This window comes from Methylomonas sp. AM2-LC, assembly GCF_039904985.1.
GTDB lineage: Bacteria > Pseudomonadota > Gammaproteobacteria > Methylococcales > Methylomonadaceae > Methylomonas.
The window spans coordinates 1,535,121-1,561,954 of sequence record NZ_CP157005.1 but is presented as its reverse complement, the minus strand read 5'-3'; the positions used below and the strand labels follow the sequence as shown (position 1 = coordinate 1,561,954).

The following is a 26,834-nucleotide window of genomic DNA, read 5'->3' as shown; positions in this document are numbered from 1 at the left end:
TAACTATTCACCGTAAAAGTAAGTCTGCATAGGATGATGGCATGGACTTCTCCCCACCCCTAACGGTGTCATAATGCACCTGGCAAATAAACAAGGGTAAGGAGAAATCCATGATCAAGAATAACGTAATTGGTTTAGATTTAGCAAAAAACATTTTTCATCTGGTGAGTTTTAATGCTGAACTGAAACAGATTAAAAAGAAAGTAAAGCGAGCGGATTTATTGTCGTACATAGCGAACTTGCCAGTCAGTATTATTGGTATGGAAGCCTGTGGAGGCTCGCATTATTGGGCGCGAGAAATCAAGAAACTGGGGCATGAAGTGGTATTGCTGAATGCCCGTTATGTGAAAGGGTTTGTGGTGGGCAATAAAAATGATTATAACGATGCAGAGGCTATTTGGACGGCAACACACCAACCGAAAAGACGAACAGTTTCGCTTAAGACGCTTGAGCAGCAAGATATTCAAATGCTGCATCGATTGCGTCAAAGTACAGTGGATGAACGGACGGCGGTGGCGAATCGAATTCGGGGTTTTTTAGGTGAGTGGGGAATTGTGCTGCCTATAGGCATCAATCAGCTCAGAACGCACCTCACTGAAATTATTGAAGATGCTGAGAATGGTTTAAGCGTGATCAGTCGAAATCTGTTTGCCAAACAGCTTGAAAAATTCAAGGAATTGGATAAAACGATCAAAGAGTATGATAAGCAGATTGATCAACTCTGTATTCAGAGCGAATTATGTCAACGATTTGTAGAGGTTCCAGGTATAGGAGCCATTACGGCTACTATGGCTGCATCGGATATAGGGGACGGTAAAGGCTATACCAAAAGCAAAAATTATGCAGCCAGTTTAGGCATTGTACCCAAACAGCACACGAGTGGTGACAAGGTGGTGTTGTTGGGTATCAGTAAACGAGGTAATGGCTATCTGCGAACTTTACTGATTCACGGCGCCCGATCAGTCTTGAAAAACTGCCAAGGTAAAACAGACACGCTAAGTCGATGGTTGCAGGCGCTAATTGAACGACGTGGTTTTAACAAAGCGGCCGTCGCACTGGCCAATAAAAATGCCCGAATTTTGTGGGTAATGGCTACACAAAATAAGAGGTATGAGGTTAGGTCCGCCGATGTAGTCATGTCGTAGCGTGTAGGCCGGGTTATCCACGCCTTACCCAACACCTACACGTGATAGAAGGGTTCCGGTGTTGGGTAAGGCGTGGATAACCCTCAGTTGATATGATTAAAAGTGAATGGTGTAACACAGAGTAAAACAGATTGCGGAGGCAAGTAAATCCAATTGATGATAACAACAGGTCAGACCGGTGCTATTTATCCCGTTCAAGCACATAGATTTTAAAAATCGTTAGGATGTTTGTGGAAATAGCGCGCGAATACGTTCATCAAGGTTCAGTGGTTAAATTAATCAACCTCTAATTGAAACCGAATATATGGCGGCAATCTTGATTACTTTTGAAATCATTCATTTTGGTAAAATTTGTCTTGCAATAGGGGGGAAGTCCATATATGTGCCGACGCCAGGAGGCGCATCGATCGCGACAGATGCTCTTCAAGTTGCTCAGCACATCATTCGTCCTTAGGCTATCGAAAGAAACTTTCGTAACAATAGTACCTAATACGCTTTTTCCAGATTACTCAACGAAGGCTTTAACTACAACTGCTCACGCTGATAAAACACCTGTCCAACGCGCTGAATATGCTCCAATAAATCGGCATTATCAATATGAGTGTACAAAGACAAATCCACAGCATATGGCAGCAGTAAATCATCAATTTCCGTTTCAATGCGTTCAAGCTGGTTGTACGTTAATGCTTCGCCGCATAAAGTTAAATCAATATCAGAACCGTTTCGATAAGTACCCTTAGCCCGAGAACCATACAAAACGGCTTGCTTAATCTCCGAGTAGCGGGCAAACACATTCGAAATTGCGCTAATGGTATGCTGTTTTAAGCCAAACCGATCCTCGATTGATGTTTTTGCGTTAGTCATCGCCACTCGCTAAATTACGCAAGGTACTCTGTAGTTCAACAAACAACCCAAAAAAACGTTGTTTAATATTGCTGGCGATTGCATCGGCTGTTTCTTTATTATAGGTATGACTGGTACGATTTCGGTCCCGAATCATATCCATCCAGCTATCACCATCCCTGATTAAATCCAGCCTGAATGCTACACGGGTTGCATCTTTGGAGCCATGGATATTTTGCTGACCTTTTTCCAGTAAATAATCTCGTAATACATTCCACGCTAACTCATGCGTGTATTCAAACGCCTGAATCAAGCCTTGCTCTTCAAGTTCGTTGAGTTCACCTTTATCAATAAATTTTGTTAACTGGGTTAACGCGCTTTGATAATTCTTAAAGCGTTGTTTCCAGCGGATGTCTTCATTCATGATCTTTACGCTTTTTTGGTTTGAGTGGAATGTTTCAAGATAGGCATCTGTATAGCACCTAGTTGTCCTGATACCCCGCACTGTTTTTTTCTACCCAGCGCTGCTGACCAGATGCCAGGGTTTCTTTTTTCCAAAACGGTGCGCGGCTTTTCAAGTTTTCCATCATGAAGCGGCAGGCATCAAAAGCATCGCCGCGATGCGCCGCCCAAACCGCAACCAATACCAGAGTATCATCGGGAACCACTTCACCCACTCTATGTATTAACAACGCATCGATAATGTGCCATTGCTGCTCCGCTTCTGCAACTATGTGTAACAATTGTTTTTCTGTCATACCCGGATAATGTTCCAGAAACATACTGGTGACACTATCGCCCTGATTAAAATCGCGCATGGTGCCGACAAACACGCTGGTTGCGCCATATTTGCCCTGCGGCATTTGCTGCTGTTGATAGTTAACGATGGCCTGCCACGGATCAAAAGCCTGCGCACTGAGCTGAATAGCCATCTTAACCTCCGGTTACTGGCGGGAAAAACGCCACTTCGTCGCCCTCGTTAACCGCAGCATCCAGAAGCACATAGTCCATATTAACCGCTACCAGCAACGAGGCAGGCATGGGTAAAGACGGGTTTAACTGCTGCCAGAGCTGACGCACAGTCAACGCGCCGTCTATAGCGAGCAATTCATCGCCACTACGCCCTACAATTTCTTTTAAATTTGCAAAATAGCTTACTTTAATCGACATCTCTATACACCAGATAATACAATGTGCAGCCTTACTAGCTGCTGGATTTTCGTTATGCAAAACGCAACGCTGACACATTTTAATGCCGCAGGCGAAGCACACATGGTTGATGTGAGTGATAAACCCGACACCGCCCGCACTGCTGTTTGTGAAGGTTATATTAGTATGCAAGCAGTAACCTTAGCCTTAATTATGGCCGGAAATCACAAAAAAGGCGATGTATTAGGCATTGCACGTATCGCCGGCATTATGGCCAGTAAAAAAACCGCCGAGCTAATACCGCTATGCCACCCGCTCAGCATCAGCCATATAGAGATACAACTAGCCACACATAGCGAACAAAATCGCGTACATTGCCTAACTACCGTCAAAACCACCGGACCCACCGGTGTGGAAATGGAAGCCTTAACCGCCACACAAATAGCCCTACTGACTATTTACGATATGTGTAAGGCGGTTGATCGAGGCATGGTGATTGAGGGTGTGCGTTTGCTGGAAAAGAGTGGCGGTAAGTCGGGGGATTGGCAAAATTTAGATAGCGAAACCGTCTGACGTTATACGTCGCCGTTTTGCAGCAGGGTGTAATAATTTTGAACAACACTATAAGCATCTTGTGAATGACTGAGCATTTTATGACAACGCCTGTCAAGAACCCTTACTACATGCTTGGGGAGAAAATTAAATGAAAGCATCGGAATTGATATTAGCAAAAAACCCGGACTTGATTGCCTCGCTGGCCGCTATAAAACGCGCAGCGCAAATGGCAAGACAAATTGCAATACAATCCAATACTGGTATTGTGGTGATTAAGAGTGGGGAAATTTGCAAAGTTTCTGCTGACGAGCTTAAGCAGCAGCTATCCTAATGGGTCAGAAAGTATTGCAAAGCATAGCGAGTCGCTTGAGTTTACACGCTCCACAACGTGATGGAGCAGAACATCCTGAACTTGCAGTTAATGTTTTCATGGAAATGCTCTACCGAAAAATTCATTATAGCCAATTAAATGGGTGCTTTTGTTGAAAAAGCGTGGCAGCAAATCAGGGCATTGGCAGAACACATAAACTCAAGCCATTAAGCACTTTATCCCTAATGCCGCCCAACTTACACCAATACCTATGTCATTAACTTAAATACAAATCGTCAACACCTCCTGCCAATTGGTTGTATAAGACGGCGACTTGAACTGCTGGCGTCTCCGCCAATGCTTGCTTAGCAGTTCGTTGCCATAACAAATAGTTTGTTTGCCATGTTTGCGATTAATACTATCCAGGGCCACCATCAGATGCTCTGAACGCTCAGACAAAGCGCTGTCTTCAAATAGCGACATTTGCGCCACACCCACTGGCAACAAATCTGGCAACAGGATTCCCGCCCGTTGATAGCTAAAGCCTGTTTTAAAGATTTTCTGTAACCCCCGCTGCGCTGCCTGTATCAATTGAGCGGTATCGCTGGTGGGCAGATCAAACACATGGATAGCGCTATTAGCATATTGCGATTGGCTATCGAAGCGGCTGGTTTCGACAAACACTATTAATGCCTGGGTTGCCAAGTTTTGCTTGCGTAATTTTTCAGCTGCCCGTGTAGCAAAATGTGTAACCGCTGCCAGTAAGTCTGGATAAGAGGTAAGCCTTACTCCAAAGCTACGCGAAGTCATTATTTGCTTATTAGGTTGCGGTATATCGGCAAGAGATATACAGGATATGCCGCGTAATTCGTTGACAATCGACTCCATAACCACACCAAATTGCTGGCGCATATGTTTGGGTTCTGCGTCTCGCAAAGCACGTGCGTTGTTAATGCCTAAAGCCATTAGTTTTTTAGACCAACGTCGAGAAATGCCCCATATATCATCCAGAGCCATTGTTTCCAGCACTGCTGACGGGTTGTCCAACGTTTGCCAATCCAACACCGCGCCTTGCGCCGACGCTCCCTTTTTTGCCAGCCGATTAGCTAATTTTGCCAGCGTTTTAGTGGGAGCAATGCCAATGGAAATAGGAATGCCAGTCCATTTTTTGACTGTGGTACAGATGTGTTGACTATATTCGCTTAAATCAAATGGCAGTCCGCTAAAATCCAGAAAGCATTCATCAATGGAATACACTTCTACGCGCGGTGCAAATTCCGCTAAAACCTGCATAACCCGCCGCGATAAATCGCCGTATAAAGCGTAGTTGCTGGAAAATACCGTAATACCTTCCTGTTGCGCGTATTTCTCAATTTTGAAATATGGCACTCCCATTGCCACCTGTAATCGTTTTGCTTCGTTACTTCTGGCAATGACGCAACCGTCATTATTGGACAGCACCACAATGGGTTTACCGTTTAAATGCGGCTGAAATACCCGTTCACAGGATGCGTAAAAATTGTTGCAATCAGCAATGGCAAACATGCTTACAGCGTATGGATGACATGCGCCACCACCCCCCAGATGTGCAAATCCATAAAGTCTTTAATAACGATAGGCTGATAATCTGGATTTTCCGGCATTAACAACACTCTATCAGGCTCAATCAGCAAGCGTTTGACGGTAAGTTCGCCATTGACAACAGCAATGACAATAGCACCGCTTTTGGCTTCCAGAGAACGGTCAACCACCAGCATATCGTTGTTGTTAATACCCGCGCCGATCATGGAGTGGCCTTGCACACGCACAAAAAACGTAGCGCTAGGGTTACGCACATACTGCTGATTTAAATCAATACTGGCTTCCAGATGATCGTCAGCTGGCGAGGGAAAACCAGCCGGAATTTTTGAGCCAAACAGAGGGACCGCCATTGCAAGTGGCATCTGCTGCAATGGCAGAAAGGGTAAATGCAAACTATCCGACCTTAAGTCTGCATAGGCACTCTGATATGAATATTGAAGCTGTGGTAACAATAGTGATGCGCTGTTCATCAATACACCTGATAATGAATTAGGCCGATGATGGTACAACAAAACTCAAACTAGTTCTTAATTTGTTCTTATTTTTGTGCAATCTGCAACAGGAATCAAATCGTCAGGCGTGTTGTTGCTATAACGAGGGAATATCCAAAAGCTGCACTTCAGCATGTCGAAAACAATCCACCGTATGGTCATTAACCATACCTACCGCCTGCATATAGGCATAACAAATGGTTTTGCCGACAAATTTAAAACCGCGTTTTTGCAAATCTTTGCTCATGCGTTCAGATTCCGGTGTAAAAGCCGGAAGCTGTTGATGAGTCTGCCAGTGATTTTGTCGGGTTTGGCCATTCACAAACCCCCAGATATAGGTATCGAAACGACCAAATTCGGCCTGCACATTTAAAAATGCCTGTGCATTGGCAACGGCAGCAGCAATTTTTAAGCGGTTACGGATAATACCGGTATTTTCTGCCAAAGCAGCCAGCTTGTGTTCTGTATAAGCGGCTATTAATGTTGCATCAAAATGGTCAAATGCCTGCCGATAGTTATCGCGTTTATTGAGTATGGTGCGCCAGCTTAAGCCGGCTTGCGCACCTTCCAGAATCAGAAACTCAAACAGTTTATGATCGTCGTGTAAAGGTACCCCCCACTCCAGATCATGGTAGTGTTCTTCGTTAGCACTGGCTAAGGCCCAACGACATTTTGACATTATTTTTTCTGCAGCATGTCTTTTAAATTGGCAAACGGGTTAAAGGTACCGGCCTGCGCTTTAGTTTCTACTACGCTTTTACTGCCAAAACGGCTTTGTTCTTCGTAGCGTTGGTGTTCGTTATCGTGGCAATACAAGCACAATAGCTCCCAGTTACTGCCATCGGCGGGATTATTGTCGTGATTATGATCAACATGATGTACGGTCAGTTCGCGCAAATTTTTAAGATCAAATTCGCGTGCGCAACGCCCACAAATCCAGGGATAGAGCTTTAAGGCTTGTTCCCGATAGCCTTTTTCACGCTCTTCTTTATTACGCCGCGCTTCGGCGACAATTTGCTGGGCTTTGTTTTGGGTCATAGTCTCCTCCTCGGCTGCTAGCCACCAGTAGCGCTCATGTGACGCATGATGATCGGTTGTTCGTGAATATTAAAATGATGTTGCTGGGGTTTAATTTGCATGGCCGCAATAATGGTTTGCTTTAATAAAGCCATATCGCCCGGATGCTGTCTGATTAGCGTTTTTAAATCGACCGAATCTTCATTACCCAAACACAATAATAGCCTACCTTCGGCTGTTAAGCGCACCCGATTACAACTGCCACAAAAATTGGCGCTATGCGGTGAGATAAAGCCTACTCGAGTTTCGGTGTCTGCAACCTGAAAATAGTCGGATGGCCCACCGGTTGCATAGGGTACAGCATTCAGCGTAAAACGATTTTGAATATCACGTTTTATTTCGGTGCTGGGATAATAACTTTCGCTACGTTGCCGTCCGTCAACCAAACCTAGCGGCATTTCTTCAATAAAACTAATATCAATACCGCGTTCAACAGCAAATGCCACTAAATCACACACTTCGTCATGATTGCGGTGTTTCATGATGACACTATTCAGCTTAAGATTCTGGAATCCGGCAGCACGAGCGGCATTAATACCGGTTAGAACTTGCTCCAGATCGCCAGTACGAGTCAGGGCTTTAAATTTAGCCGGGTCTAAGGTATCCAGACTAATATTGATACGCTTAACGCCTGCCGCTTTGATATCAGCAGCCATACCGCCCAACTTTGAGCCATTACTGCTCAATACCAGTTCATTTAAGCCGGATAAACCGTGCAGTTGTTGTAACAAACCTACGACACCTTGTCGTACTAAGGGTTCTCCGCCAGTAATGCGAATTTTATTCACCCCAAGCTCAACAAAAGCCTGGCAGATATAGTAGATTTCTTCCAGCGATAAAATATGTGTACGCGGCATAAACGTCATGTTTTCCGCCATGCAATAAACACAACGAAAATCACAACGATCCGTTATGGATACGCGTAAATAGTTGACGACACGTCCAAAACGGTCGATTAGTTGAGTTTGAGGGTGCAATTCAGGCATAAGTCACACACGAAAAAGGGTGCAGAATCATACCATATTGTCAATACTGCGTTGTAAAGCTATTGTAAAATATGAGAGCCTCTTAAGCATTTCATGATTAATTCAAAAATCATATAGCATTCTAAAGTCTACCCGCTGCTCACCTACCCCCACATTATTTTGTTGATACAGTGGATAACTCCAGTCCAGCTCGCCAAGTAAATGTTTAAACCACAATGAGCGCAAACCCACACCAGTCGAAGCCAGATGAGAGATGGGCGAAGTAGGCGCAATGGGAGCCATCGTCCATAAATTGGCCCAGTCAAAAAAGGTCAATAGGCGCAGATTCTGTACTTCATCCCAATTATCCGGCACTAAACGCGGCGTATGCAGCTCGACCGACAAATTGATACCGTGATCAGCCAATACTTGCGTTTGATGATAGCCTCGTACACTCAACGGCCCACCAGCCATAAACTGCTCGTTACTAATTAAAGGGGCCATGCTTGCCTGCCCCTGAGTACGGGTTTGCAGACGAAAATCAAACGGCAATACGTGCTGATGCCTGAGATCGCCAGTAAAATACAAAAAATTATCGCTAGCACCAGCGCGTTTGTTTTGAAATTGTACCGGGTCGGTACCCACGCCACGAAAAGCAAAATGATTCGCCACATTCAGAGTGGTGATTGAGTCTTCGTTACGCCAGCTGCCATCGTAGCCTCCCATAAACGAAGCATATTGGATGGAGGTGGTTTGTTTACCGCCAATCGACAAGGTTTGATCGAAACTTTTATAGTCAAAACCAGCAGTCAGATTCTGGATAACACCTGAGGTAGTGGTTAACGGCTTAACCAGACGTACACCGTAGATAGAACCAGCACCAGCCACTGATTCGCCACCAATACTAGTGCCCAAAGTACCACCCAACTGAGTATTGGAACTGATATCGATAGCGTACATAGCCAAGCGTGTATTGAACCATCCAGTAGGCATAACATACGTTCCCGACCAAACACTCACCTGCGAACTGTCTTGTGGGGAGGTTTGATATTGCAACGAGGCACTATGATATTTTTGCCACAGGTTGTCGTAGCGTACCGAGCCAATCAAGCGACTATAGGAGGTATTATTGGAACTGCGGGTGTTCATTTCCACGCTGCCATGCAAGGGTAAATCATCTTTCACGCGCATTTCTACTTCCATCTGTCCCGGCGTTGATCCTGCTCTGAATATGGGGGTCACGTTACGATCCGGCGCTTGTTGTGCCAGCGCGGTCATTTGCTCTTGCACCGTAGGCATATGCGGCACTTGTCCTTCTGCCAAGGCTGGCACAGTATCTCGAATTTTGCCTAAAGCGTAGTATTTTGCACCGGTAATATGCACTGTTTCGATTTTACCTTCCAGTACTTCAATACGCACCTTACCTTCATTCACATCTTGCTCTGGAATTGCCACCACTACCGTAGGATAACCCGCCTTTCGATAAGCATCTTCTAACGCTACTCGGGCTTTTTCGACGTCATCCACGGTTCTATTCGGCCCCATAAAAGCATAGACCGCTTTTTCCAGTGTTTCATCGTCCAGCACAGTATTACCGTCTATTTGAAAATCGAACAAATCGAAAGTCGGCTTGGCGTCAGAATCTGCCACAGGTGCTTGACTGGCGGGTAAGGCCTCATCAGCAGCTGCGTAACTAGATACGACAGACATCATAAACCAGCCAGCCGCCAGCCAGTTTCTGCCATTCATGGTTTAGGCTCCGACTTAACCCCAGCACTATTTTCAACCGCATCACCAGGCTGACCAACTTGTTCTGTAGCACTTGCCGGCGCCTCAACTGGATTATTCGTCGAACTTGCCGCTGGCGCACTGTCTGTCACAGGCTGCTGCGAAGGTTTATAGGGTGTTATTTTCAGTTGTTGTAACTTATAGCGATAGTCTTCAATAATTGATTCAGTTTCAACTTGTCCAATACCGGTAAATGGCTCTAATTCACCTATTTGCTGCAAAAGACCTTTTTCCCGATATTTGCCAAGAATATCCAGATTAACCTTACGCAAATCCTGATTATGCTTGCTGCATTGCTCTATCCATTGTTCACGTTCACGAACTGCCTGTACCAGTAATTGATTATCGGCGTTGATGGCATTGGCTTTGACTATCATGTCATTATGTTTTTGCAACAGCGCTTGCCGACTCTGCCGCTCTTGACCCAGTTGACTTTCCAGAGTGGTTTTCACCGTTTCCAGGCCTGTTTTGTAGCGTTCAACCTCGGCCGGCAAGGGTTCCAGTTTTTTTAGCTCTTCTTCCCGACTTTTCAATTTGCTTTCCAGTGCAGTCTTTTCGGTTAGCCAAGCTGTTTTCTCCGCTTCCAAAACAGATTTTTCCTGGCTGAGCTGCCGAATCAAGCCCTGTGCTTTTTTTATGGCTACACCACCATCACCCGCAGCTTTTGGCTCGGCACTGACTACCGAAACCGCACTCAACAGACTAACTATTAACACCAGACCGGCGGCCTGGATTTTTGCATATTGCATCGATCCCCCGTCAGAAACGTGTATTCAGGTCGAAATTAATGGTATCGACATTATAGGTCGGACCATCAACCGTTTGTGTGCTGTACCAATGCACATCCATCCAGGTATTTTTAGCCAAACCATATTGTGCAGCCAATACCCAGCCTTTAGCATTGGTACCACCATTATGGAAAATAGAATCGGTAAACGCATCCAGTACGGAATCGCGTTGTAAATACCGATAGGCAAAACTCATATTCCAATCACTGCGCCGCAACACTCTGGGGTGCCCTACATCCAAACGCATCTGATAAGCAGTAGTGCGCGGATTAGAATTAGCATAATTCACAATACCGCTGACAAACTGACGATTAATTTCCTGCTGATTATAACCAAGGTTTCTTGCATAGTCGGCTGTTAGCAATACATGGGTTTGTCCGTAAAACAGGTAGTCGTATACCGCTGTGGCATTAAAGATTCTAAATTGTGAAGCCAAACCAAATAAACAGCCGGTAGCATCGAGACAAACATTATTAGCTGTATTTGAATTGGTAATCGCCACCATGGAGTTACCTTGCTGCAAGAATTGTGGTGCCGTCCAATCGTATTGATGACCGCTACCGTTAGCACCATTATATTGAGCGGTAATATTCTGATATTCGTAATAGGCCACACCCACATTAAAGCGTGAATCATCAAATACTAACCAGTCCGCCCCAAGCTGCCCCGCATACAACCATTTAGAGGTACTGGAAAAATTGACATTTTGAATCGGAAAGACACCCAGTGTCATAAATAGACTGTCTGGGGTTTGTTGCCCCTGATTAATACCCACCCGACCCGTAGGGCTAGCAGCCTTATAACCCGACACGCGCGCATTATTCTGGTTCATATGGAAACGAAAACTGGTGGCAAAGCCTTCGAAACTGAGATCAGGATCAAACACCAAATCAGTCGACAGAAAGGGATTGATAATACGTCCGCCATAAGCACTAAACCAACTGGTTTTCTTGTCATCCAGATAATCATATTGCAAATAAGAACGATCAATAGCGAACTGATAAGATTGTCCGGTATTGCCCAGGCTTTGATCGTTGGAAACCGGACTATAGGTGTTACTGGTTGCCAAACGCACACCGGCTTTCAATCCATCGACAATGTCGGTCTCAAAGCCAAGACGAAAACGCTCTCGCAACAACAACTGGTCTTTGGTATTGTTATTAAATGCATATCTTGATGAGGTTGGAGATTGAGCCGTTGCCCCAGAAAAACCCGATGTTTGTCCAGATGTGTAAGAACTGTTAACATTTAAATAATTTATAGGCCCTGGAAAAAGATTACTTACAGAATTACTATTCGTACTACCAAAAAAGTTATCCTGAAATCGTAAACGCATATCCATACTAGGATGCAGTGCGGCCACCCAGTCAGGCAAGGCGGCGGGTATACCCCAGCCTTCGTTTTTGGCGTCCTGCTTCACATCATTCACTACTTCGGCTTTTAGTTCAGCACGCAATTGATCACGCAGTTCGTTTTTGACAAATTCAGGTACGTATCCAACATGCTTGGTTTTAGGCGCGTTTTTATCAGCCCCGTTGACAGAATTGGTTTCGGCAACTGCCGGAGCAGAATTAGTCGTTGCGGTATTATTAGTTGCCGGCAGAGCCTTGCTTTCTGCGGCGACTGCCGCAGACTCCTGCTCCGCATTACTGACTAAACCTCCCGCTTCATCTTGATTAATGACACCGCGTTTGACCAATAAATCAACTAGATTCACAAAAGTCGATTTCTTGACTTTGATAATTTCTTCATTCTGATCAGCTGCCTGCGTCAGCAGCGGACTGCCCAACAAAACCAGCAAAAAAGTAGTTAAGTACGGCTTGATTGATGTTTTTCCAACTTTCAACCCTTGAGACATATTTGCCGGATATGCATGAGCACTTATCTTTCGATAGCTGCCGGAAGAATTTAAAATTTTTTTATTTATATTCATATGCTTAACTAAAATAATAATCGTAATTCCACTTACCGACATTGAACAGCAAGCTTTCAATGACGCTTGCCCAGTTCCAGGCCCATCTCCCTATCGTTCAAACCCTTGAGTTCAATCGTATTTTTATAGGCTGCGGCATATTTTCGGGCGGAGGTTTGCCAATATCAGCTTTCAGCCTGGTCAGTGCATTGCGTATAGCGAGATCGACATCTGCTTTACCACTGCCAGTGGTCATTTCACTACGATTGATACGACCATCCTCACCCACCCATACCTCAATAATGACGTTATAGCCTGCATGCATAGCCGGGGTATCCACCAATAAATTCTGTAAACCATCTTCCAATCTGTTTTTAATCTGACCGCCATACCAAAGTATGCTACTGCCGCCAGTACCACCCAGAATGGATTTGCCGCCTTTTCTAGCAGCCAAACCAAAACCATCGGCACCGGCTGCACCATCCGCATCCAAACCCAATTCGCCAGCAGGTGGCTCATCCGCTTCTTCAGGAGCTGGTTCGGGTTCTTTTTCCGGCTCTGGCTCCTCAATTTTTTCTTCTTTCACTTCGGGTTCCGGCGGCTTCATTTCCGGCGGTGGGGGGGGTGGCGGAGGTGGCGGTTGGATCATGGTGATCTGCTGCACAACCTTTTTGCTTTGCGGTGGTTTTTGAAATTTGTCTTTGAAATAGCATACCGCCAGTACAATCAATAGACTAAAAATCACTCCTACCACCACCGGCAAACGCCGTAGTAACCATGCGTATTTTTTATTCATTACCGATCGTTAACGCTATTTCACTAATTTCTGTGTGACTAAACCCAACTGTGTAATCTGTAGCCGCGTTACCACATCCAACACCTCAATGACTTTTTGGTATTGGACACTGGCATCGGCTTTTACCACTACGGGTAAATCAGGCACGGCGGCTTTAAATTGTCCCAAACGGGTTTCCAGTTCCTGAATAGACACCGGATAAGTATCCAGATAAATAGTGCCATCTGGAGTAATGGAAATAGCTTTGGTTTTGGGTTTTGATAAAGACGGTGTGCTACTGGCTTTAGGCAAATTGACCGTAATACCCTGCACCGTAGCCGTGGTCATGATGATAAATATCAGTAACAACACATAGGCAACATCCAGCATAGGTGTGATGTTAATATCGTCGTATACCTTTTCTTCCGATTCGACTTTCATAATTTATTCCCCTTTTGGCAACTGCGCGGCCCGCATCGATAATAAGGCCAGTAACTCATCGGAGAATATGCGCATACTGGCCGTAATATCCTTGATTTGCGTGAGCAGATAGTTGTAGGCAAACAAGGCGGGAATAGCCACCGCCAAACCAGCAACGGTTGCTAACAATGCAGCGGCAATACCGGGCGCAATGGAATTGATGTTGACATCGCCACTGGCAGCTATCGCCGCAAAAGTGATCATTACCCCCACCACAGTACCCAGCAAACCCAAGAAAGGTCCACCAGCAATAGCAATGGTCAACAACACCATGTTTTTATTCAATTGCTGATTTTCAATAACAATGCGGGAATCCAGTTTTACATGTAAGTAATTCCAGGCTTGTGGACTGATAGCTAACTGCACATCTCCCTGCAATTTTTGCAATTCGTCGATAGCCAGATGATACAAATGATAAAGCGGAGAGCTTTGAAAATGATCATGCTTGCCGATTACAGCCTGTAGTAATTCTGAATCGGCTAATTCTTTCTCATCGTCAGTTTCTGTCTGATTCAAGGCACCTAATTGACTTGGATCCAGTTTCCGATATTGATCAAGGAACAAGCGATTATCTTTACTGATGCGATTGATCACCACGGTCTTACTGATAATAACCAGAATGGCGATAACCAGCATAATGCCGGTTAAACCAATAATGACCCAGCCATCTAATGTCACATTTTGCACGATAACCATAAAATGGCCCTCGTTACCGCTACTGTTCGATTCGTCTTGCCCGAAGTTAAGCACCGAAAAATCCGGGCTTTGGCTACGATAAGAGAGTTTGATCCAGTCTGAGCTACGGGCAATAGCCGCTATTTGTACTTCATCAAGCAAGCCAAGCAATTGATTGCCCAGCTGAATAGTCGGATTGACCGCCTGCAACTGTATAGCGGCACTACCCGCAATGACGCCATCCACATACACTTCCAGTTTATCTGCTTTCACCAACAAGGTCAGATATTGCCAACGGCCTAATGTCAGATTAACAGGTGGAACATCCACTATTGCTCCCCCCTTCTGCCAATGCGCGCTTAAAGTCGTTCCTTGTATCCCTAAGGAAATATCGCTTGCACCTTCCTGCGCATCAATTACCTTGGCGTTAGTTTGTGGCTGATCAATTTTTATCCAGCTAGAAAACGTCCAGCCTTTGTCTGGGGAAATAGCCAGTTGTGGAGCAGGATTAACCGTGATTGGGCCATTGCCATTAAATTCGGCTGCCGCGCCTATCCAACCAGCATTAAGTATTTGTGCTTTTGAATCAGTAGCATGACTGAGATATGCTGTAGCATCCTGCGGCAAGGTTTCGCCATCCTGAAAGTGATAAACCAAACTTTGCGCGGTGTCATACAGACTTTTGCTGTCAGAACCATCCGGCGCATTGCCATTACCGTAATACATCCAGAAATTATCGGTATCCACGCCACCTCTTAGTTGTGGCAAGCGCACCCAAATCAAGCCTATTTCACTAAGCGGATCGAGTTGCTCTACCTGATAATGCAGCGGAGTTTTATCATCTTTCAAAAAACGAATATCCCGACCTTTATCTGCCAAATCAGCAAAATACCCAAAGTTTCCAGCATGTAAGCGAATCAACACGGGCACATCAACTAAGGTTTCCTGTATATCAGCACCGGTAGCTGCAGCATCAACACTAATCTGACGCCGGGAACTCCAATCATCGTTCCACCAGGCCAGCGCTAACAGTGGAAACAAAAATAAAGCTAGCCCAACCGAGTAATATGTTTTTTTCATGTTCAGTTAAATAGTAGGTTATCCAGAGGGCATGTTAAAAACGCTTGTTACTATGCCATATACAACAATCGATATATATTATTATATATACCGTATCCATCTTGCAAATAAAGCGCGTTATCCCTCTATCAGTCACTCAAATAAATTAAAGCTGGGCAATATAGCCAGACAAATTACCGCTTTTTAGTTTTCGCTTTTCTACACGCAAAAAAATAGCCGACATCTCTACTTGTCAGAGAGATTGTCAGCTTCCGATGGTTCGGTCAGCAAAATCAGGTCATACCCCATCCACAATAAAGCAATATATATGCCAGAACTAAAGCATCTTAATATTAGTAAGTTAAAAACTAAGCTGCTTATTTGCTGCTGATTTACCAACAGCAATTGCTGGTTTGCTGTTGTTATATCAACAGTAAACCAGCAGAGCTAAAGACTAAATGCAGGATTATCGAAATCTCGATACGCATTTTGAGCTAGGAACCACAACCATTGACGCCACTTTTAACATCACCAACACTACATTTACCATAGCCAACCACATCAGTCGTCAAAATACTCACGGTATTTTTTTGCTTGGTATCCGCAGAGTCATTATTGCTATTGTTATCAGCCAATGAGGTTGCCGCACTGGACTTGGTAACCGCCGCCGCAGCACCATCCGCACCTGTTACTGGCGGAGACACAACCGCGGTTGGTACACCGGAAGTGGAACCAGATGCCGAAATATTACTAGCACCAACCACCGCTGTCGCTGCAATAACGATATCATTACCACTAATACCTGCTTCGCCAGCATTCACCACCCCAAAAGGCGCCGCTAAATAGACATTACCGCCACCCACGGCCTGAATACCACTACCGGCAATAGTCGGCGAAAAGCTGGTTGTGGTTTGTCCATCGGGGCTAACCACAGTAGTGGCTTGTGCCGCAGCCAAAGCACTACGCGCTCCATTACCCGCATCAATACTGCCTTGGGAAGACCATGCAGTCACCGCGCCGCCTCCCTCAGTAAACACTCGGGACTGATTAACATTCATATCGCCTTGCGTAAGAATATTCAAAGCGCCTTGCTGTTGTACCAGAATACCCAACTGATCAGCTGTCTTTTGATTACCACTTTCTGCGCCAGCCAATCCCACATTAATACCACCACCCGGTGTCACCAAATTAATATCACCACCCATTTCAGTAGTAATCTGGCTAAACACCATATTCAAACTACCTGAGTAAGTCGCACTGGGGAATAAGGTATGAATGGCATCAAAACCCTGCTGATAAAGCGCATAACGCTGATTTTCCGGCGCAGCTGCTGCCGCAGAGGAAGACAATCTGATTTCCTGAAACATCACATTCAACAATTTACCCAGATCTTTTTGCGGTTGTAGCGGATCAAGCCCCTGCAATTCAGCACTGTAAGCACTTTGATTTTCGTAAGCCTTGATAAAGCCAGCATAATCAATCTGCCCGGAAACACCCGCAAATACATCAATAGTGGCACCCGCGGCACTTAAAGCAGGATTATAAATATTGCCTATGGAATCTATACCCTGCGAGTTTCCCAGATTGATATTTTTTCCAGCCAGCACTTGCAATTCACCCGGCCCGGCAATAGTGATTCCAGGAGAAGGACTCTTTTGGGTTTGAAAACCATTATTATCATAACTGGTATCAAAATTAATACTGTTACTCGCCTGTATCAAACTGACATCATTAGCGGATTGATTCTGCAGTGCTACGGTAAAATCGTTAATATTCCCACCCGCAATAATATTGGCCGAAGTAGGTAAATTAATACTGGCATCTAAAGCACTTGGAAACGCAATATTACCGGTGTTAGCAACGATAAGCGCTGGTTTTTGCGAACCTGGCGCAATCAATTGACTGGCGGTTAAATTACTAGTCCCCCCAAAAACAATGTTATAAGCATTCAAATAATTTTGCAGCGTAGCCCCTGTAAAGCTACCTACTGGGTTTTGTACGTTTGCTATCAGATCAGGATTAACATCAGACATAGTGATAGTTAACACATTGCCTGTAGACAAAATAGGTGCAGAGGGATCAATACCAATATTGCCATTTGCCAGTAATTGCAATGATCCGTTTGCTGAGGGAAACAAATTCATCGAGTTATCGATATTAATATCACCCGCAAAAGCCACCGCACTGAGTATGCCTGGATAATCGGTTAACTCAACTGGATCGTTGCCATTTGTAGCAAGATTTTCCATGGTCTGAATTGCAGTATTATCATTTAGTAAGGTCACATTTCCTGCAATTGACTGCAAATTAACCGCACTATCTGTACCGTAACTAAAAAATGCGGAAGTCGTTGCTTTTGTTTTAGACGGTACAATCACCGTTGGATTTAATGCGGTTTCCAGATTAAGATCATTCCTTGCCTGAAGCGTAAAAACGGCATTGCCAACATCCAAAATAGTGCCTATGCTAGTCGAGGTCGGGTTGTTAGTATCTGTTGCAAAACTACCTCCAGACACTAGATTGGCGACACCCAAACTAGCCACGCCCTGACTGGCAGCAGCAGACGCAACATAATACTGACCAGCAACAATGTCGTTGCCTGCTGTCACTTGCAGAGTACCACCACCATTAACGTAAGCTGTGCTGTCTGTCCAGTTAATGGCATTCTGGCGTCCGTAGGAAGCGACACTACCCAAAGGCTTGGCTGTATTGGGAATCATCACAGACAAATCATTGATATTTGCACCTGCTTGTATAGTGACATTTCCACCACCCAAGGCACCCACATTTTGATTAAAATTATGATTATTAGCATCGGCACTGGTATTTCCACCGCTTAAATTAATACCCCAATAGGTGAATGTAGTTCCCGTAAGCTTATAACCACCAGTGACTAACCAATTAGAGATTTGCTCGCCCGTTTGTTGACCCTGAATGTTACCACCCGCTTGCAAACTGATATTCCCCCCCTGAGTGGGCGACTGAGCAAGAGGATAGATACCTCCCACACCAGAAACTGGCAACAACCCATATTCCAAGACTTGATTTTGTTGTGCTGGGGTTAAGCTATTTAAATAAGCCAATGTAGTTTCATTAGCATCAGTTGGCGCAGGCAAATCAGGAAAGGCTGCCCGTATTTGCTGAATAGTACTGCTTGTTGATAGCTGTGCAGATGAGCCAACTGTATACACGGCAGAGGCATCATCACTCACCCCCAAGTTACCCGACGTATCGATATTGAAATTAATGTCCTTTCCAGACTGCATCTGAATAGCACCGGTACCGGTACGCACCACTAACTGAGTATCTACATTGTTTGCATCATAGTACGATGAAGCCAGATTGATACTACCGCCAGCAATCAAATCATAACTCCAGGATGAACCCGATTGTATGCTGTTGTTTACCACACCATCACTGATACTGGCCTGTACATCCAGATCTCCGACCGCTCTTAAAGTCAGAAAACCGGGCAAACTTTGGGTACTACCATAGCGCCAGCCGCTACCCGAAAAATCCCAGGGAGCAGTAGAGGCCAAGGCCAAACTGCCCGAGCTACGCACTTCAATCCCTGGCATCAATTCAACCAAGCTACCACTGTTATTCACCAATTCAGGTGCATTTGCCATAAAACTGGCCGTATCGCTTTGCCACTGATTGATATTGTCTGCGGTAATGATGTTAGCATTTTCAGTACCGGAATTAATATCCGCATAGACCCGGGTAGCCTCAAGCTTTGCACCTGTGGCTGTACCACTGATCTGCGTGTTGATAGCAGTTACTGACACAGTATCATTTGTATCGTTACGCCCTGTGCGTAATAACACAGACCCGCCCGTGCCACCCGCACCAGCTGCCACATTTATGGAACCGCTATGTGCAGACAAATCCAATTGACCGTTACCCGCATCATTACCATTTCGCGCCACACTATCCAGCGTAACACTACCACCAGCATTACCAACACCTGTAGCGTAGGCATTAATGCTACCCGCTAAAGTAATACCGTTTTCCCCATAAATTGAGACATTACCGGCAGTGACTCCTGACGCATTAATACTACCGTCAATTGTGACAGAACCTTGATCTGCTAATAGCTGAAAAAGATTGGCATTAACCACATCCTTTGTTGCTATGCTGACATCCCCTTGCTGCTGCTCCAAAATCAGCTTATTTCGAAAACCGGCTTTATAGGCCAAGGAATTGAGTGCTGAAAAACCAACCAGCGTATCATCCTTAAAATTATCAAAGCTTTGTACATTCATCTGTAAATTGCCCGCATTCACACCACTGGCTAAGACACTGGAGCCACCTGTAGCATCTATAACACCATTCCAGTTAAATACAGCCGCCTGCACATTTAAACTACCGGCATTGCTAACCTGTTGCTTAACCCCATTATTGACCTGCACAGCACCTGCCAGATTAACACTGGTACCGTTTTGCACATTAACAGTACCTGCATTGGCAACCAAAGTCAGATTACCACCTGGCGTATATTTGTTAGCGTTAGCAAAAGTCACGCTACGTCCGGACAAATCGATAGCTGTACCGGTATACAGATTAATATCACCCTTGCTGGCATTAAGGTTCAGGCTACCAGAGGGTAAATCGAAGCGAGCCCCATTCACGATCTGCGTACTGTTAGCGCTTGGCAGAGGCGGAGCGCTACCACTATCAATCTCAGCAGCGTTTATCGTCCAACTAACACCCAAACCAGTTGACAAAGCGGCTGTATTATTACTAGCAGGACTTTGCAGCGTGACATCGTAGTTTCCAGTATTAATGGTAGTGGTCGCACCATTTCCACCGCTAAAATGTGCTGCAGTCATCAGCAGATTACCCGCCACAGATAATACAGCTGGGGCAGCCGTGCTACTTGTACCAGTGGCTGTATTTATCGCTGCACCTTGGCCATTAATGGCATGTGTAGCAGTCATAGTGACATTGTCAAAACCGGTTATGGCATAGTTTCCACTGCCCAACTGAATGTCTTCGGCTTTCAATACCAAACTACCACTTTTGGGAGTAGTATCGCTATGATATAAAGACACCGCACCATTACTATTAGACACATTTAACTGTCCAGTTGCGGTAATTGTTGATGTTTTACCATTGTTTCCAAAGCCATTTATGTCTGCTGCAGAAATACTGACGTTTTTAGCGCCAAAATTAAAGGAACCATAGATATCCAGATTGCCGCGACTATTCAGCACTAAATCACTAAAATTACTTGGCAAACTGGCTAACACCAATCCTGGTCTGGAGGCGTGTATATCGCCCAGACTGATACGACTGGAATCCAAAGTTAACGCGCCACCACTATTTGCATCAATACTGCCTTTAAAAATAGTATTTTGTGTAGCATCCAGCAGCATTGAGCCTTTTGCCAGCAAAGTTGCCCCCTGGTCCACCTCTAAAACCCCACCGGTTCCAGTTAAGGGTAAATTTCGATTCACCACCACTTGCCCGGCAGAAGAAACACGTAACAAAGCACCATCACTGCTGGTGCCATCGCTGTTTTCCACTCGAATAGTACCTGCAGCGACACCTGTGGCAGCGCCTGTACTGGAAACTTGCGCCCCACTTTCAACCTTAACCAGATCAGTAGCTGCCAATAAAATTTCCTGGCCTTGTAATGCGTTATCATTCTTAACATCACCCAAGACAGTCACCGTTTGTGCAGTCGTGGTTAGCACTTCGCCATTATTAAAGTTACGCTTACCGCCTAATAACAAACTGGGCGCATTAAAAGTATTTAACTGACTGACAAGTAATCCTACTGTTCCGGAAGGAAGAGTCGGCAAATCTTGTGCGCTGCCAACCACTTCCAGCTTATTGGCACTGATGTCGACCTGACCACCCAAACCATTAGCGGCAGGACCTGCTAATAAAGTAGCATCTAAAGTTAATGCTGCCGCTGCGGCAAGTTGTAAACCGCCACCATCTTGTGGTAACTGTGGCACACTGTTTCCAAACTGCGCAGCCATTGAAGCGATAGAAGTACTGGCAAGATAGGCATTAAACTGGCTAGGCGTGTTGACATTGGTATTGGTGACAAGATTACCGTTAGCATTATAGGAAAGCGAACCGGTAAAAATTGAACCTGATTGCACTTCAAAACCTTGACTCAAGGCATTTTGGATAGTAGTGCCAGCCACCCCATAATAACCTGCAACGATTGAAGCGCCTGCCGAATTGGTAGTCGTTTGCGTTTGCCCCAAGGTTCCCGCTTCCGGCGTAATCAGATAGGCTCCGGGCAACAAGGCGTAATGGGCAGGCAAGATAGTATACCAACCCGCTGCTAAACCACTGGCAGCATTAAGATAAACACTCTGTCCCATGGCCGTCAGTCCAGAGCTACTGTATTGCTGCGGATCGTATGGAGTAAGAATATTATCAATACCGGGTACCACGGCAAACTGGTTACTCACTGTTGTATTTAACACATCAGTACTACCACCGGCACCGGCTATAAATTCGTAGGCATACAGATTACCACCGCCTTGCAAATTTAGCGTAGCACCTGTCTCCAAGTTCACGGTATTGCCTGTCAATTCTAATAATTTTTGCGGCAAATTATTGGTGCCTTTATCGTAAATAACCAGATTATGCTGACCATTAGCATTCAATGGATATTCCCATAGCGAACCACCCGAACCAACACCAAACGGCACCACCGTACCCAAACCGGAAACCGAGGTAACACTACCTGCTTGTAAATCCAGTATGTCACTAGCATTAAGGCTTAAAGTGCCAAAAGGCACTTCCAGATTTGTTTGCTGATAAATATCAGCGGCATTGACTGTCAAATTGCCGCCCGCCGTTAATAACGGGCTAGTGTCGGTACCCGTAGAGCCAAACGTGACAGTTTGGGATACATTAATGGTGTAATCTGTCAGGGTAGCTGGATAAATGCGCTTGGCATTGATAGTCAAGTTACCGATTAGATTGAGTTCGCCCAAATACTGCTGATTATGATATTCAGGATCAAGATCACCGCGCATGCGCACATCACCCTGACTGTTCAGCGTCACCTGATTGAAACCATTAAAGCTCAAACCACCGATCAAGTCGATGCCTTGCGCGTAACCTAGGCCATCCTTAACCGTTAAATGCCCCGTACCACCGGTCGCTGCAGCGGCCAAAATATTGGAAGCAATTGCGCCATTATTCACCAAACTAGAACCCAAGGCCACATAAGGCGCTTCCAGGGTAATTTGTTGATTGGCAGCATCAGTTTGCAACATCGGACTATCGAGAATAATTTGCTGACTGGCTACTAAATCGACATTACCGTCAAAAATAATGGCATTACTGGTAAGTGTATTGGTCCGCTGCGCATCCGTTTTTAAGGTCAGCGAAGCAAAACCACCCGTATTCAATACACTGGTTTTTAACCAGGCCTGATCCGCCATTGCCGAATTAACTGCATGTCCCTCTAAAGGGGCGTTGTTAGCATCTGAGGTAGTTAGATATAACAAACTGGGCAAATTTGGATAACCGCTAGCCGCTGCACCGGAAGTCGCCGGATTAATAAGCACGCTGTTTATATTCACCAACAAACTGCCACCCGCCGCATTTCCTCCACCCGATTGGGCTTTGAGAGTGCCATCCGCATAAATACCTTCACCACTAACCAAACTAATGACACCACCTGCCGAGGGTGTCTTCTGCGCAACGCTGACTATGCCATTGCCGTTGCTTTGCAAGATATTGCTGACTCCCGAACTACCGGAAACATCTATCAGTGCCGCAGAAAGTTTAGGTGTAGTTGCCGTAGCAGCTATCTCCGCCTCTGTAAAAATAGAGCCCCGTGTGGCTTGTAACGACACATTACCGCCAGCATAGATAGTGCCGCTGTTCAAACCATTGGCATTGGTTTGTGATACATAGGCACCGCGTGCTAGCAACTGACTACCTGCTCCGAGCCAGATCCCCTGAGAAGCGACATAGCCTGGATCGATCGGTGCTATTTTGGTATTTAAACTAATATTGCCCGCTGGCGCATTGATAGTGCCATCAACATAAATAGAGCTATTAGAGGTTAACGTAACATTTGCCAGAGGGTCCGTCTGTATTAAAGCACCGGCTCCTACGGTTAAATCCTGTTCTATGCCGTTATAAGTATAATTACCCGCATAGGTTAGACTTAGATTAACAGGCGTACGTAAGCTGTCTGCCAACTGATGCGGTGTAGTTATAGCCGTTAATTGCGTTCCAGTAGCGGCAAAACTGGCGGCGGCATTAAGTTGTAGATTGGTTTGTTGTAAATCCAGGGTAAAGTTTTTTTCCACATTCAAACCATAGAAGGTCGAAGTCAGGTTATAACTGGAAAAACCGCCCGATTTGAAAAAATCAGTACCTAGTAATAGCGGATGGCCCGAATTATTTACGGGCAATTGATCGCCAATAACGATTTGATCCGCCTGTATAGCCAGACTACCATTCTGCGTCAAGCCAAAAGCCGATAACTGACCATTGCCGTTTAAGGTAAGCGTTGCAAATTCACCACCGGCATTCAAACTAATTGCGCCACCCTTACCACCAGTGACAGCTCCAGTGTTTTTCTCCCAAGCGCCACCATTAGCGAGTATGCTACTACCCGCAGCCAAATTAATTGAACCACCTGTCAAGTTAACAGTACCGCCATTAATAGCCACCTGGCTTAATGCATGTTGCTGAAATCCATCCAGCCAGTCGTTAATCCACACACCACTGACATTGATGCTGGCATCACTGCCGAAATTAATCTCACCCGAAGGCGTAACGCCGTTGACTTGCGTTGGCGTGTAATTTAAGTTAACTGTTCCCGAAGGCGCAACAATACTGCCATCAACTGTAAAATTTGAGGCAGTCAAATTAAGTTTGCCTGCATCCGGTAGCACTAGATGTGTACCTGCATTAATGGTAAGTTGACCCGTAGTGTTAAGCGTTAAATTTTGCACCCCAGAGTTATTCAGCATACTGGCATTCAGATTTAAGGCCACTGGATTGCTAGTAGTCCCTTGCAAAGGTAGTTGATTGCTTACATCCAAAGTCAAACCACTATTGGTTTGGCTGAACACCACATCCTGTTGCGCCAGCGTTGTACTTTCTAGGGTGATATTGACATTACTGCCTGCAGCCCAGCTACTCGACTGACGTTGCTCTGCTCCTGTGGTGGTGTGACCTTGCAAAGTTGCATCCAGCAAAGCCGCGTAACCCGTAATATTTAAACTACCTCCGGCCGCACCTTGTACATAGCCTGATTCATAAACAGTGTGATTAGAAATACCGGTGTAAATTAGATTGGGACTGGCTGTACCTATACTATATATCTGGTTGTTAGACACTAACTCGGTCGTCGTTACATAACCACTTTGGTAGGCAATGGAGCCGCCCGAAAAATTAAGCGTACTTCCCACATTTAATACGACATCCCCCGAAGAGTTTAGATTAATGGTTCCACCCGCCGTACTGCGCTCAGCAATATTGCTGGTAACATTCTGTACAGAACCAATAATATTAGCGATAGGCACCGTAGCAGCATTTATCACACCATTCAAGTAGCTCATACTGGCATCACGGGTATCGACATATACGGTTTGCCCATACAGCAGACCATTGCGCTGCAAAGGCGAATTGCTTAACTCATTGGATTGCAGCTTAATACTGACGATATTCTCAGCCACCGATTCTGCTACATTCTGCATCCCGGATACATCAATATTACTACCGGCTTCCATATAAATCTCACCATTACCGGCCGGCAATGTGAAAGAACCATTCGCATTTGACAATGTTTGCGGCGTTTCCCAAGCTTCTATATTGACATTTCCGGCTCGCGCCTGAACGGTAGAACCCTTTAGCAAATCAACATTATGAGCACTGATTTCGATATAGGATTTAGGCTGTGTCTGCCCAGCGATAACACGACCACCAGAATCATCCAATTCCACGGCGGTAATACTTTTATCATGCAAAGTTACGGTGGCATTGGTGGCTAAACCATCAGCCAATGCCACGCTACGTTGGGTGCTAAGGCCTTGCAGTACACCGGTACTGGTTGTACTTACACCCTCTTCTGCCATCAGACGCACCGAACCATTTAAGGCCACTGACGTGGTAGCAGAGACAACACCACTCTGGTTAACTGCAAAACCAATCATACTGACATTGCCAGTCTGCGCCAGAACTGTTCCCGTATTGGTTACCGACCCGCCCGTACCCACTTCTACCAACATACCACGTACATTAGGATCTTTGCTATCCTGTAAATAGACTTTGTCCTGTGCGGCAGCCATAATCACCTGACCATGATCTGCAATCACAGTACCGTCGTTTTCAACTTTATTACCCGCCAGCAAAATCAAACCACCTACTGCGTTAGTTTTTATCGTGGCTCCGGATTGTACGGTGATATCGCCTATGGTAATCGGGATCTGATTACCGTTACTATCCAATATATAATTACCGTGGCTATCCTGTAGATAATTTTGTCCATTATCCTGAGCCTTAAGAGCAGCAATAGGATTGCTACTGCTAAATACATTGGCAATACCAGTTTGCAAGGTCTCAGGACTAATACCCAAGCTAGTGGCGACCAAAGTATTGGCATTTACCTGTGAGCCATGCTCAAACACAATACCGTTATGATTGACCAAATACACTTGTTCATTGGCCGTTATCGTGCCATAAATGGTGCTAGCGTTTTGATCACCAATATTGTTTAAAACAACTGATGCTGCAGAAGCACCATGGAAATCGACAGTATAGCCAGGATTAATATTGAACGTGGACCAATCCAGAACAGTGTGATTACTCTTAGAGGTATCAACTGTTAAAGTATGTCCATTGTTACTTAAAGTCTCGGTTGCACTTCCAGAAACCGTTACGGGTCCCGTAGGCAAATTTTGGGTACCATTTGCCATCACAGGGGAAACACCTGCACCCACTACAAAACCACTGGCCAGCATCGCACGAATGGCAATCACCAACGGTTTTTGTTGGCTATAGGGTGGTTTGGCTATGGGTAGTATAGATTTATGCATAGAGTGGTGTTTTTCCAAAATCAAATTAAATCAATCTTTTCTGCATTGCATGCAGCATTAACATTACATGTAGACTAGCCAGCATAAAAACTGACTTGCCTATATAAATTGTTGTGCTGCGAACAACTATCAGAAAAAAGAATTCTAGGAAGAATGTTTCGCAATTTTCATGCCTAGCTACCAGCTATTGATTTAATAGAGTATTTAT

At 45.1% G+C, this 26,834-nt stretch carries 20 protein-coding genes; 4 read left to right on the top strand and 16 right to left on the bottom strand.

The features are described 5' to 3' along the window. The first annotated feature begins 110 nt into the window (after positions 1-110). On the top strand, positions 111-1,145 hold the full coding sequence (locus ABH008_RS07010; protein WP_347989139.1) for an IS110 family transposase: 1,035 nt from the start codon (positions 111-113) through the stop codon (positions 1,143-1,145). Positions 1,146-1,670: 525 nt separating this feature from the next. On the opposite strand, the gene ABH008_RS07005 is transcribed toward ABH008_RS07010, so the two are convergent. The 4 genes from ABH008_RS07005 to ABH008_RS06990 are packed head-to-tail and all read right to left on the bottom strand — an operon-like array spanning position 1,671 to position 3,158. Beyond that, complete coding sequence (locus ABH008_RS07005) at positions 1,671-2,009, bottom strand: nucleotidyltransferase domain-containing protein (protein ID WP_347989138.1); 339 nt, start codon at positions 2,007-2,009, stop codon at positions 1,671-1,673. Next, on the bottom strand, positions 2,002-2,412 hold the full coding sequence (locus ABH008_RS07000; RefSeq protein ID WP_347989137.1) for a nucleotidyltransferase substrate binding protein: 411 nt from the start codon (positions 2,410-2,412) through the stop codon (positions 2,002-2,004). Before ABH008_RS07000 ends, ABH008_RS07005 begins: the two co-directional genes overlap by 8 nt. A 58-nt stretch (positions 2,413-2,470) precedes the next feature. Then, on the bottom strand, positions 2,471-2,920 hold the full coding sequence (locus tag ABH008_RS06995) for a molybdenum cofactor biosynthesis protein MoaE (RefSeq protein ID WP_347989136.1): 450 nt from the start codon (positions 2,918-2,920) through the stop codon (positions 2,471-2,473). A gap of 1 nt (position 2,921) precedes the next feature. Continuing rightward, on the bottom strand, positions 2,922-3,158 hold the full coding sequence (locus ABH008_RS06990; RefSeq protein ID WP_347989135.1) for a MoaD/ThiS family protein: 237 nt from the start codon (positions 3,156-3,158) through the stop codon (positions 2,922-2,924). A gap of 54 nt (positions 3,159-3,212) precedes the next feature. Between ABH008_RS06990 and moaC the strand changes: the two genes are divergently transcribed. The 3 genes from moaC (at position 3,213) to ABH008_RS06975 (ending at position 4,178) form a co-directional block, all read left to right on the top strand. Next, positions 3,213-3,710, top strand: coding sequence for a cyclic pyranopterin monophosphate synthase MoaC (gene moaC, locus ABH008_RS06985; protein ID WP_347989134.1), 498 nt, complete (start codon positions 3,213-3,215; stop codon positions 3,708-3,710). Positions 3,711-3,840: 130 nt separating this feature from the next. Further along, positions 3,841-4,023 (top strand): hypothetical protein, encoded by a 183-nt coding sequence (locus ABH008_RS06980; protein ID WP_347989133.1) that lies wholly within the window; start codon positions 3,841-3,843, stop codon positions 4,021-4,023. Further along, positions 4,023-4,178 carry a hypothetical protein gene (locus ABH008_RS06975; protein WP_347989132.1) on the top strand — a complete coding sequence of 52 codons (156 nt, stop codon included), beginning with the start codon at positions 4,023-4,025 and terminating at the stop codon, positions 4,176-4,178. Before ABH008_RS06980 ends, ABH008_RS06975 begins: the two co-directional genes overlap by 1 nt. A 106-nt stretch (positions 4,179-4,284) precedes the next feature. Here the strand turns inward: ABH008_RS06975 and ABH008_RS06970 are convergent, their stop codons facing one another. The 12 genes from ABH008_RS06970 to ABH008_RS06915 all read right to left on the bottom strand — a co-directional run bounded on the left by ABH008_RS06970 (position 4,285) and on the right by ABH008_RS06915 (position 26,626). Further along, entirely contained in the window at positions 4,285-5,547 is a 1,263-nt protein-coding gene (locus ABH008_RS06970; RefSeq protein WP_347989131.1) for a Y-family DNA polymerase, read from the bottom strand. Between the two features lie 2 nt (positions 5,548-5,549). After that, the gene (gene umuD, locus ABH008_RS06965) at positions 5,550-6,053 is read right to left on the bottom strand and encodes a translesion error-prone DNA polymerase V autoproteolytic subunit (protein ID WP_347989130.1); all 504 of its coding nucleotides are present in this window, start codon (positions 6,051-6,053) and stop codon (positions 5,550-5,552) included. Between the two features lie 118 nt (positions 6,054-6,171). Beyond that, positions 6,172-6,753, bottom strand: coding sequence for a DNA-3-methyladenine glycosylase I (locus ABH008_RS06960; protein ID WP_347989129.1), 582 nt, complete (start codon positions 6,751-6,753; stop codon positions 6,172-6,174). After that, entirely contained in the window at positions 6,753-7,112 is a 360-nt protein-coding gene (locus ABH008_RS06955; protein WP_347989128.1) for a YajD family HNH nuclease, read from the bottom strand. Before ABH008_RS06955 ends, ABH008_RS06960 begins: the two co-directional genes overlap by 1 nt. Before the next feature lie 17 nt (positions 7,113-7,129). Continuing rightward, positions 7,130-8,137: a GTP 3',8-cyclase MoaA gene (gene moaA / locus ABH008_RS06950; protein WP_347989127.1), complete on the bottom strand. Its 1,008-nt coding sequence runs from the start codon at positions 8,135-8,137 to the stop codon at positions 7,130-7,132. A 102-nt stretch (positions 8,138-8,239) separates the two neighbouring features. Continuing rightward, positions 8,240-9,865 carry a POTRA domain-containing protein gene (locus ABH008_RS06945; protein WP_347989126.1) on the bottom strand — a complete coding sequence of 542 codons (1,626 nt, stop codon included), beginning with the start codon at positions 9,863-9,865 and terminating at the stop codon, positions 8,240-8,242. Beyond that, positions 9,862-10,653, bottom strand: a complete 792-nt coding sequence (locus tag ABH008_RS06940; RefSeq protein WP_347989125.1) for a hypothetical protein — start codon at positions 10,651-10,653, stop codon at positions 9,862-9,864. The genes ABH008_RS06945 and ABH008_RS06940 overlap by 4 nt, the downstream gene beginning before the upstream one ends. A 10-nt stretch (positions 10,654-10,663) precedes the next feature. After that, positions 10,664-12,625, bottom strand: coding sequence for a putative porin (locus tag ABH008_RS06935; protein ID WP_347989124.1), 1,962 nt, complete (start codon positions 12,623-12,625; stop codon positions 10,664-10,666). Positions 12,626-12,722: 97 nt separating this feature from the next. Continuing rightward, on the bottom strand, positions 12,723-13,400 hold the full coding sequence (locus tag ABH008_RS06930; protein WP_347989123.1) for a TonB C-terminal domain-containing protein: 678 nt from the start codon (positions 13,398-13,400) through the stop codon (positions 12,723-12,725). 15 nt (positions 13,401-13,415) lie between these two features. Continuing rightward, on the bottom strand, positions 13,416-13,820 hold the full coding sequence (locus tag ABH008_RS06925) for a biopolymer transporter ExbD (RefSeq protein ID WP_347989122.1): 405 nt from the start codon (positions 13,818-13,820) through the stop codon (positions 13,416-13,418). Between the two features lie 3 nt (positions 13,821-13,823). After that, positions 13,824-15,614, bottom strand: a complete 1,791-nt coding sequence (locus ABH008_RS06920; RefSeq protein ID WP_347989121.1) for a DUF2341 domain-containing protein — start codon at positions 15,612-15,614, stop codon at positions 13,824-13,826. A 473-nt stretch (positions 15,615-16,087) separates the two neighbouring features. Further along, positions 16,088-26,626, bottom strand: a complete 10,539-nt coding sequence (locus ABH008_RS06915) for a filamentous haemagglutinin family protein (protein ID WP_347989120.1) — start codon at positions 26,624-26,626, stop codon at positions 16,088-16,090. Positions 26,627-26,834 lie beyond the last annotated feature (208 nt).

Excerpts from the sequence above, each read along its gene's own strand:
- umuD (WP_347989130.1), bottom strand. The coding sequence starts at position 6,053 with ATGAACAGCGCATCACTATTGTTACCACAGCTTCAATATTCATATCAG.
- ABH008_RS06995 (WP_347989136.1), bottom strand. The coding sequence starts at position 2,920 with ATGGCTATTCAGCTCAGTGCGCAGGCTTTTGATCCGTGGCAGGCCATC.
- ABH008_RS06930 (WP_347989123.1), bottom strand. The coding sequence starts at position 13,400 with ATGAATAAAAAATACGCATGGTTACTACGGCGTTTGCCGGTGGTGGTA.
- ABH008_RS06990 (WP_347989135.1), bottom strand. The coding sequence starts at position 3,158 with ATGTCGATTAAAGTAAGCTATTTTGCAAATTTAAAAGAAATTGTAGGG.
- ABH008_RS06935 (WP_347989124.1), bottom strand. The coding sequence starts at position 12,625 with ATGAATATAAATAAAAAAATTTTAAATTCTTCCGGCAGCTATCGAAAG.
- ABH008_RS06980 (WP_347989133.1), top strand. The coding sequence starts at position 3,841 with ATGAAAGCATCGGAATTGATATTAGCAAAAAACCCGGACTTGATTGCC.
- ABH008_RS06970 (WP_347989131.1), bottom strand. The coding sequence starts at position 5,547 with ATGTTTGCCATTGCTGATTGCAACAATTTTTACGCATCCTGTGAACGG.
- ABH008_RS07000 (WP_347989137.1), bottom strand. The coding sequence starts at position 2,412 with ATGAATGAAGACATCCGCTGGAAACAACGCTTTAAGAATTATCAAAGC.
- moaA (WP_347989127.1), bottom strand. The coding sequence starts at position 8,137 with ATGCCTGAATTGCACCCTCAAACTCAACTAATCGACCGTTTTGGACGT.
- ABH008_RS07010 (WP_347989139.1), top strand. The coding sequence starts at position 111 with ATGATCAAGAATAACGTAATTGGTTTAGATTTAGCAAAAAACATTTTT.
- ABH008_RS06955 (WP_347989128.1), bottom strand. The coding sequence starts at position 7,112 with ATGACCCAAAACAAAGCCCAGCAAATTGTCGCCGAAGCGCGGCGTAAT.
- ABH008_RS06940 (WP_347989125.1), bottom strand. The coding sequence starts at position 10,653 with ATGCAATATGCAAAAATCCAGGCCGCCGGTCTGGTGTTAATAGTTAGT.
- ABH008_RS06925 (WP_347989122.1), bottom strand. The coding sequence starts at position 13,820 with ATGAAAGTCGAATCGGAAGAAAAGGTATACGACGATATTAACATCACA.
- moaC (WP_347989134.1), top strand. The coding sequence starts at position 3,213 with ATGCAAAACGCAACGCTGACACATTTTAATGCCGCAGGCGAAGCACAC.
- ABH008_RS06915 (WP_347989120.1), bottom strand. The coding sequence starts at position 26,626 with ATGCATAAATCTATACTACCCATAGCCAAACCACCCTATAGCCAACAA.
- ABH008_RS06960 (WP_347989129.1), bottom strand. The coding sequence starts at position 6,753 with ATGTCAAAATGTCGTTGGGCCTTAGCCAGTGCTAACGAAGAACACTAC.
- ABH008_RS07005 (WP_347989138.1), bottom strand. The coding sequence starts at position 2,009 with ATGACTAACGCAAAAACATCAATCGAGGATCGGTTTGGCTTAAAACAG.
- ABH008_RS06945 (WP_347989126.1), bottom strand. The coding sequence starts at position 9,865 with ATGAATGGCAGAAACTGGCTGGCGGCTGGCTGGTTTATGATGTCTGTC.
- ABH008_RS06920 (WP_347989121.1), bottom strand. The coding sequence starts at position 15,614 with ATGAAAAAAACATATTACTCGGTTGGGCTAGCTTTATTTTTGTTTCCA.
- ABH008_RS06975 (WP_347989132.1), top strand. The coding sequence starts at position 4,023 with ATGGGTCAGAAAGTATTGCAAAGCATAGCGAGTCGCTTGAGTTTACAC.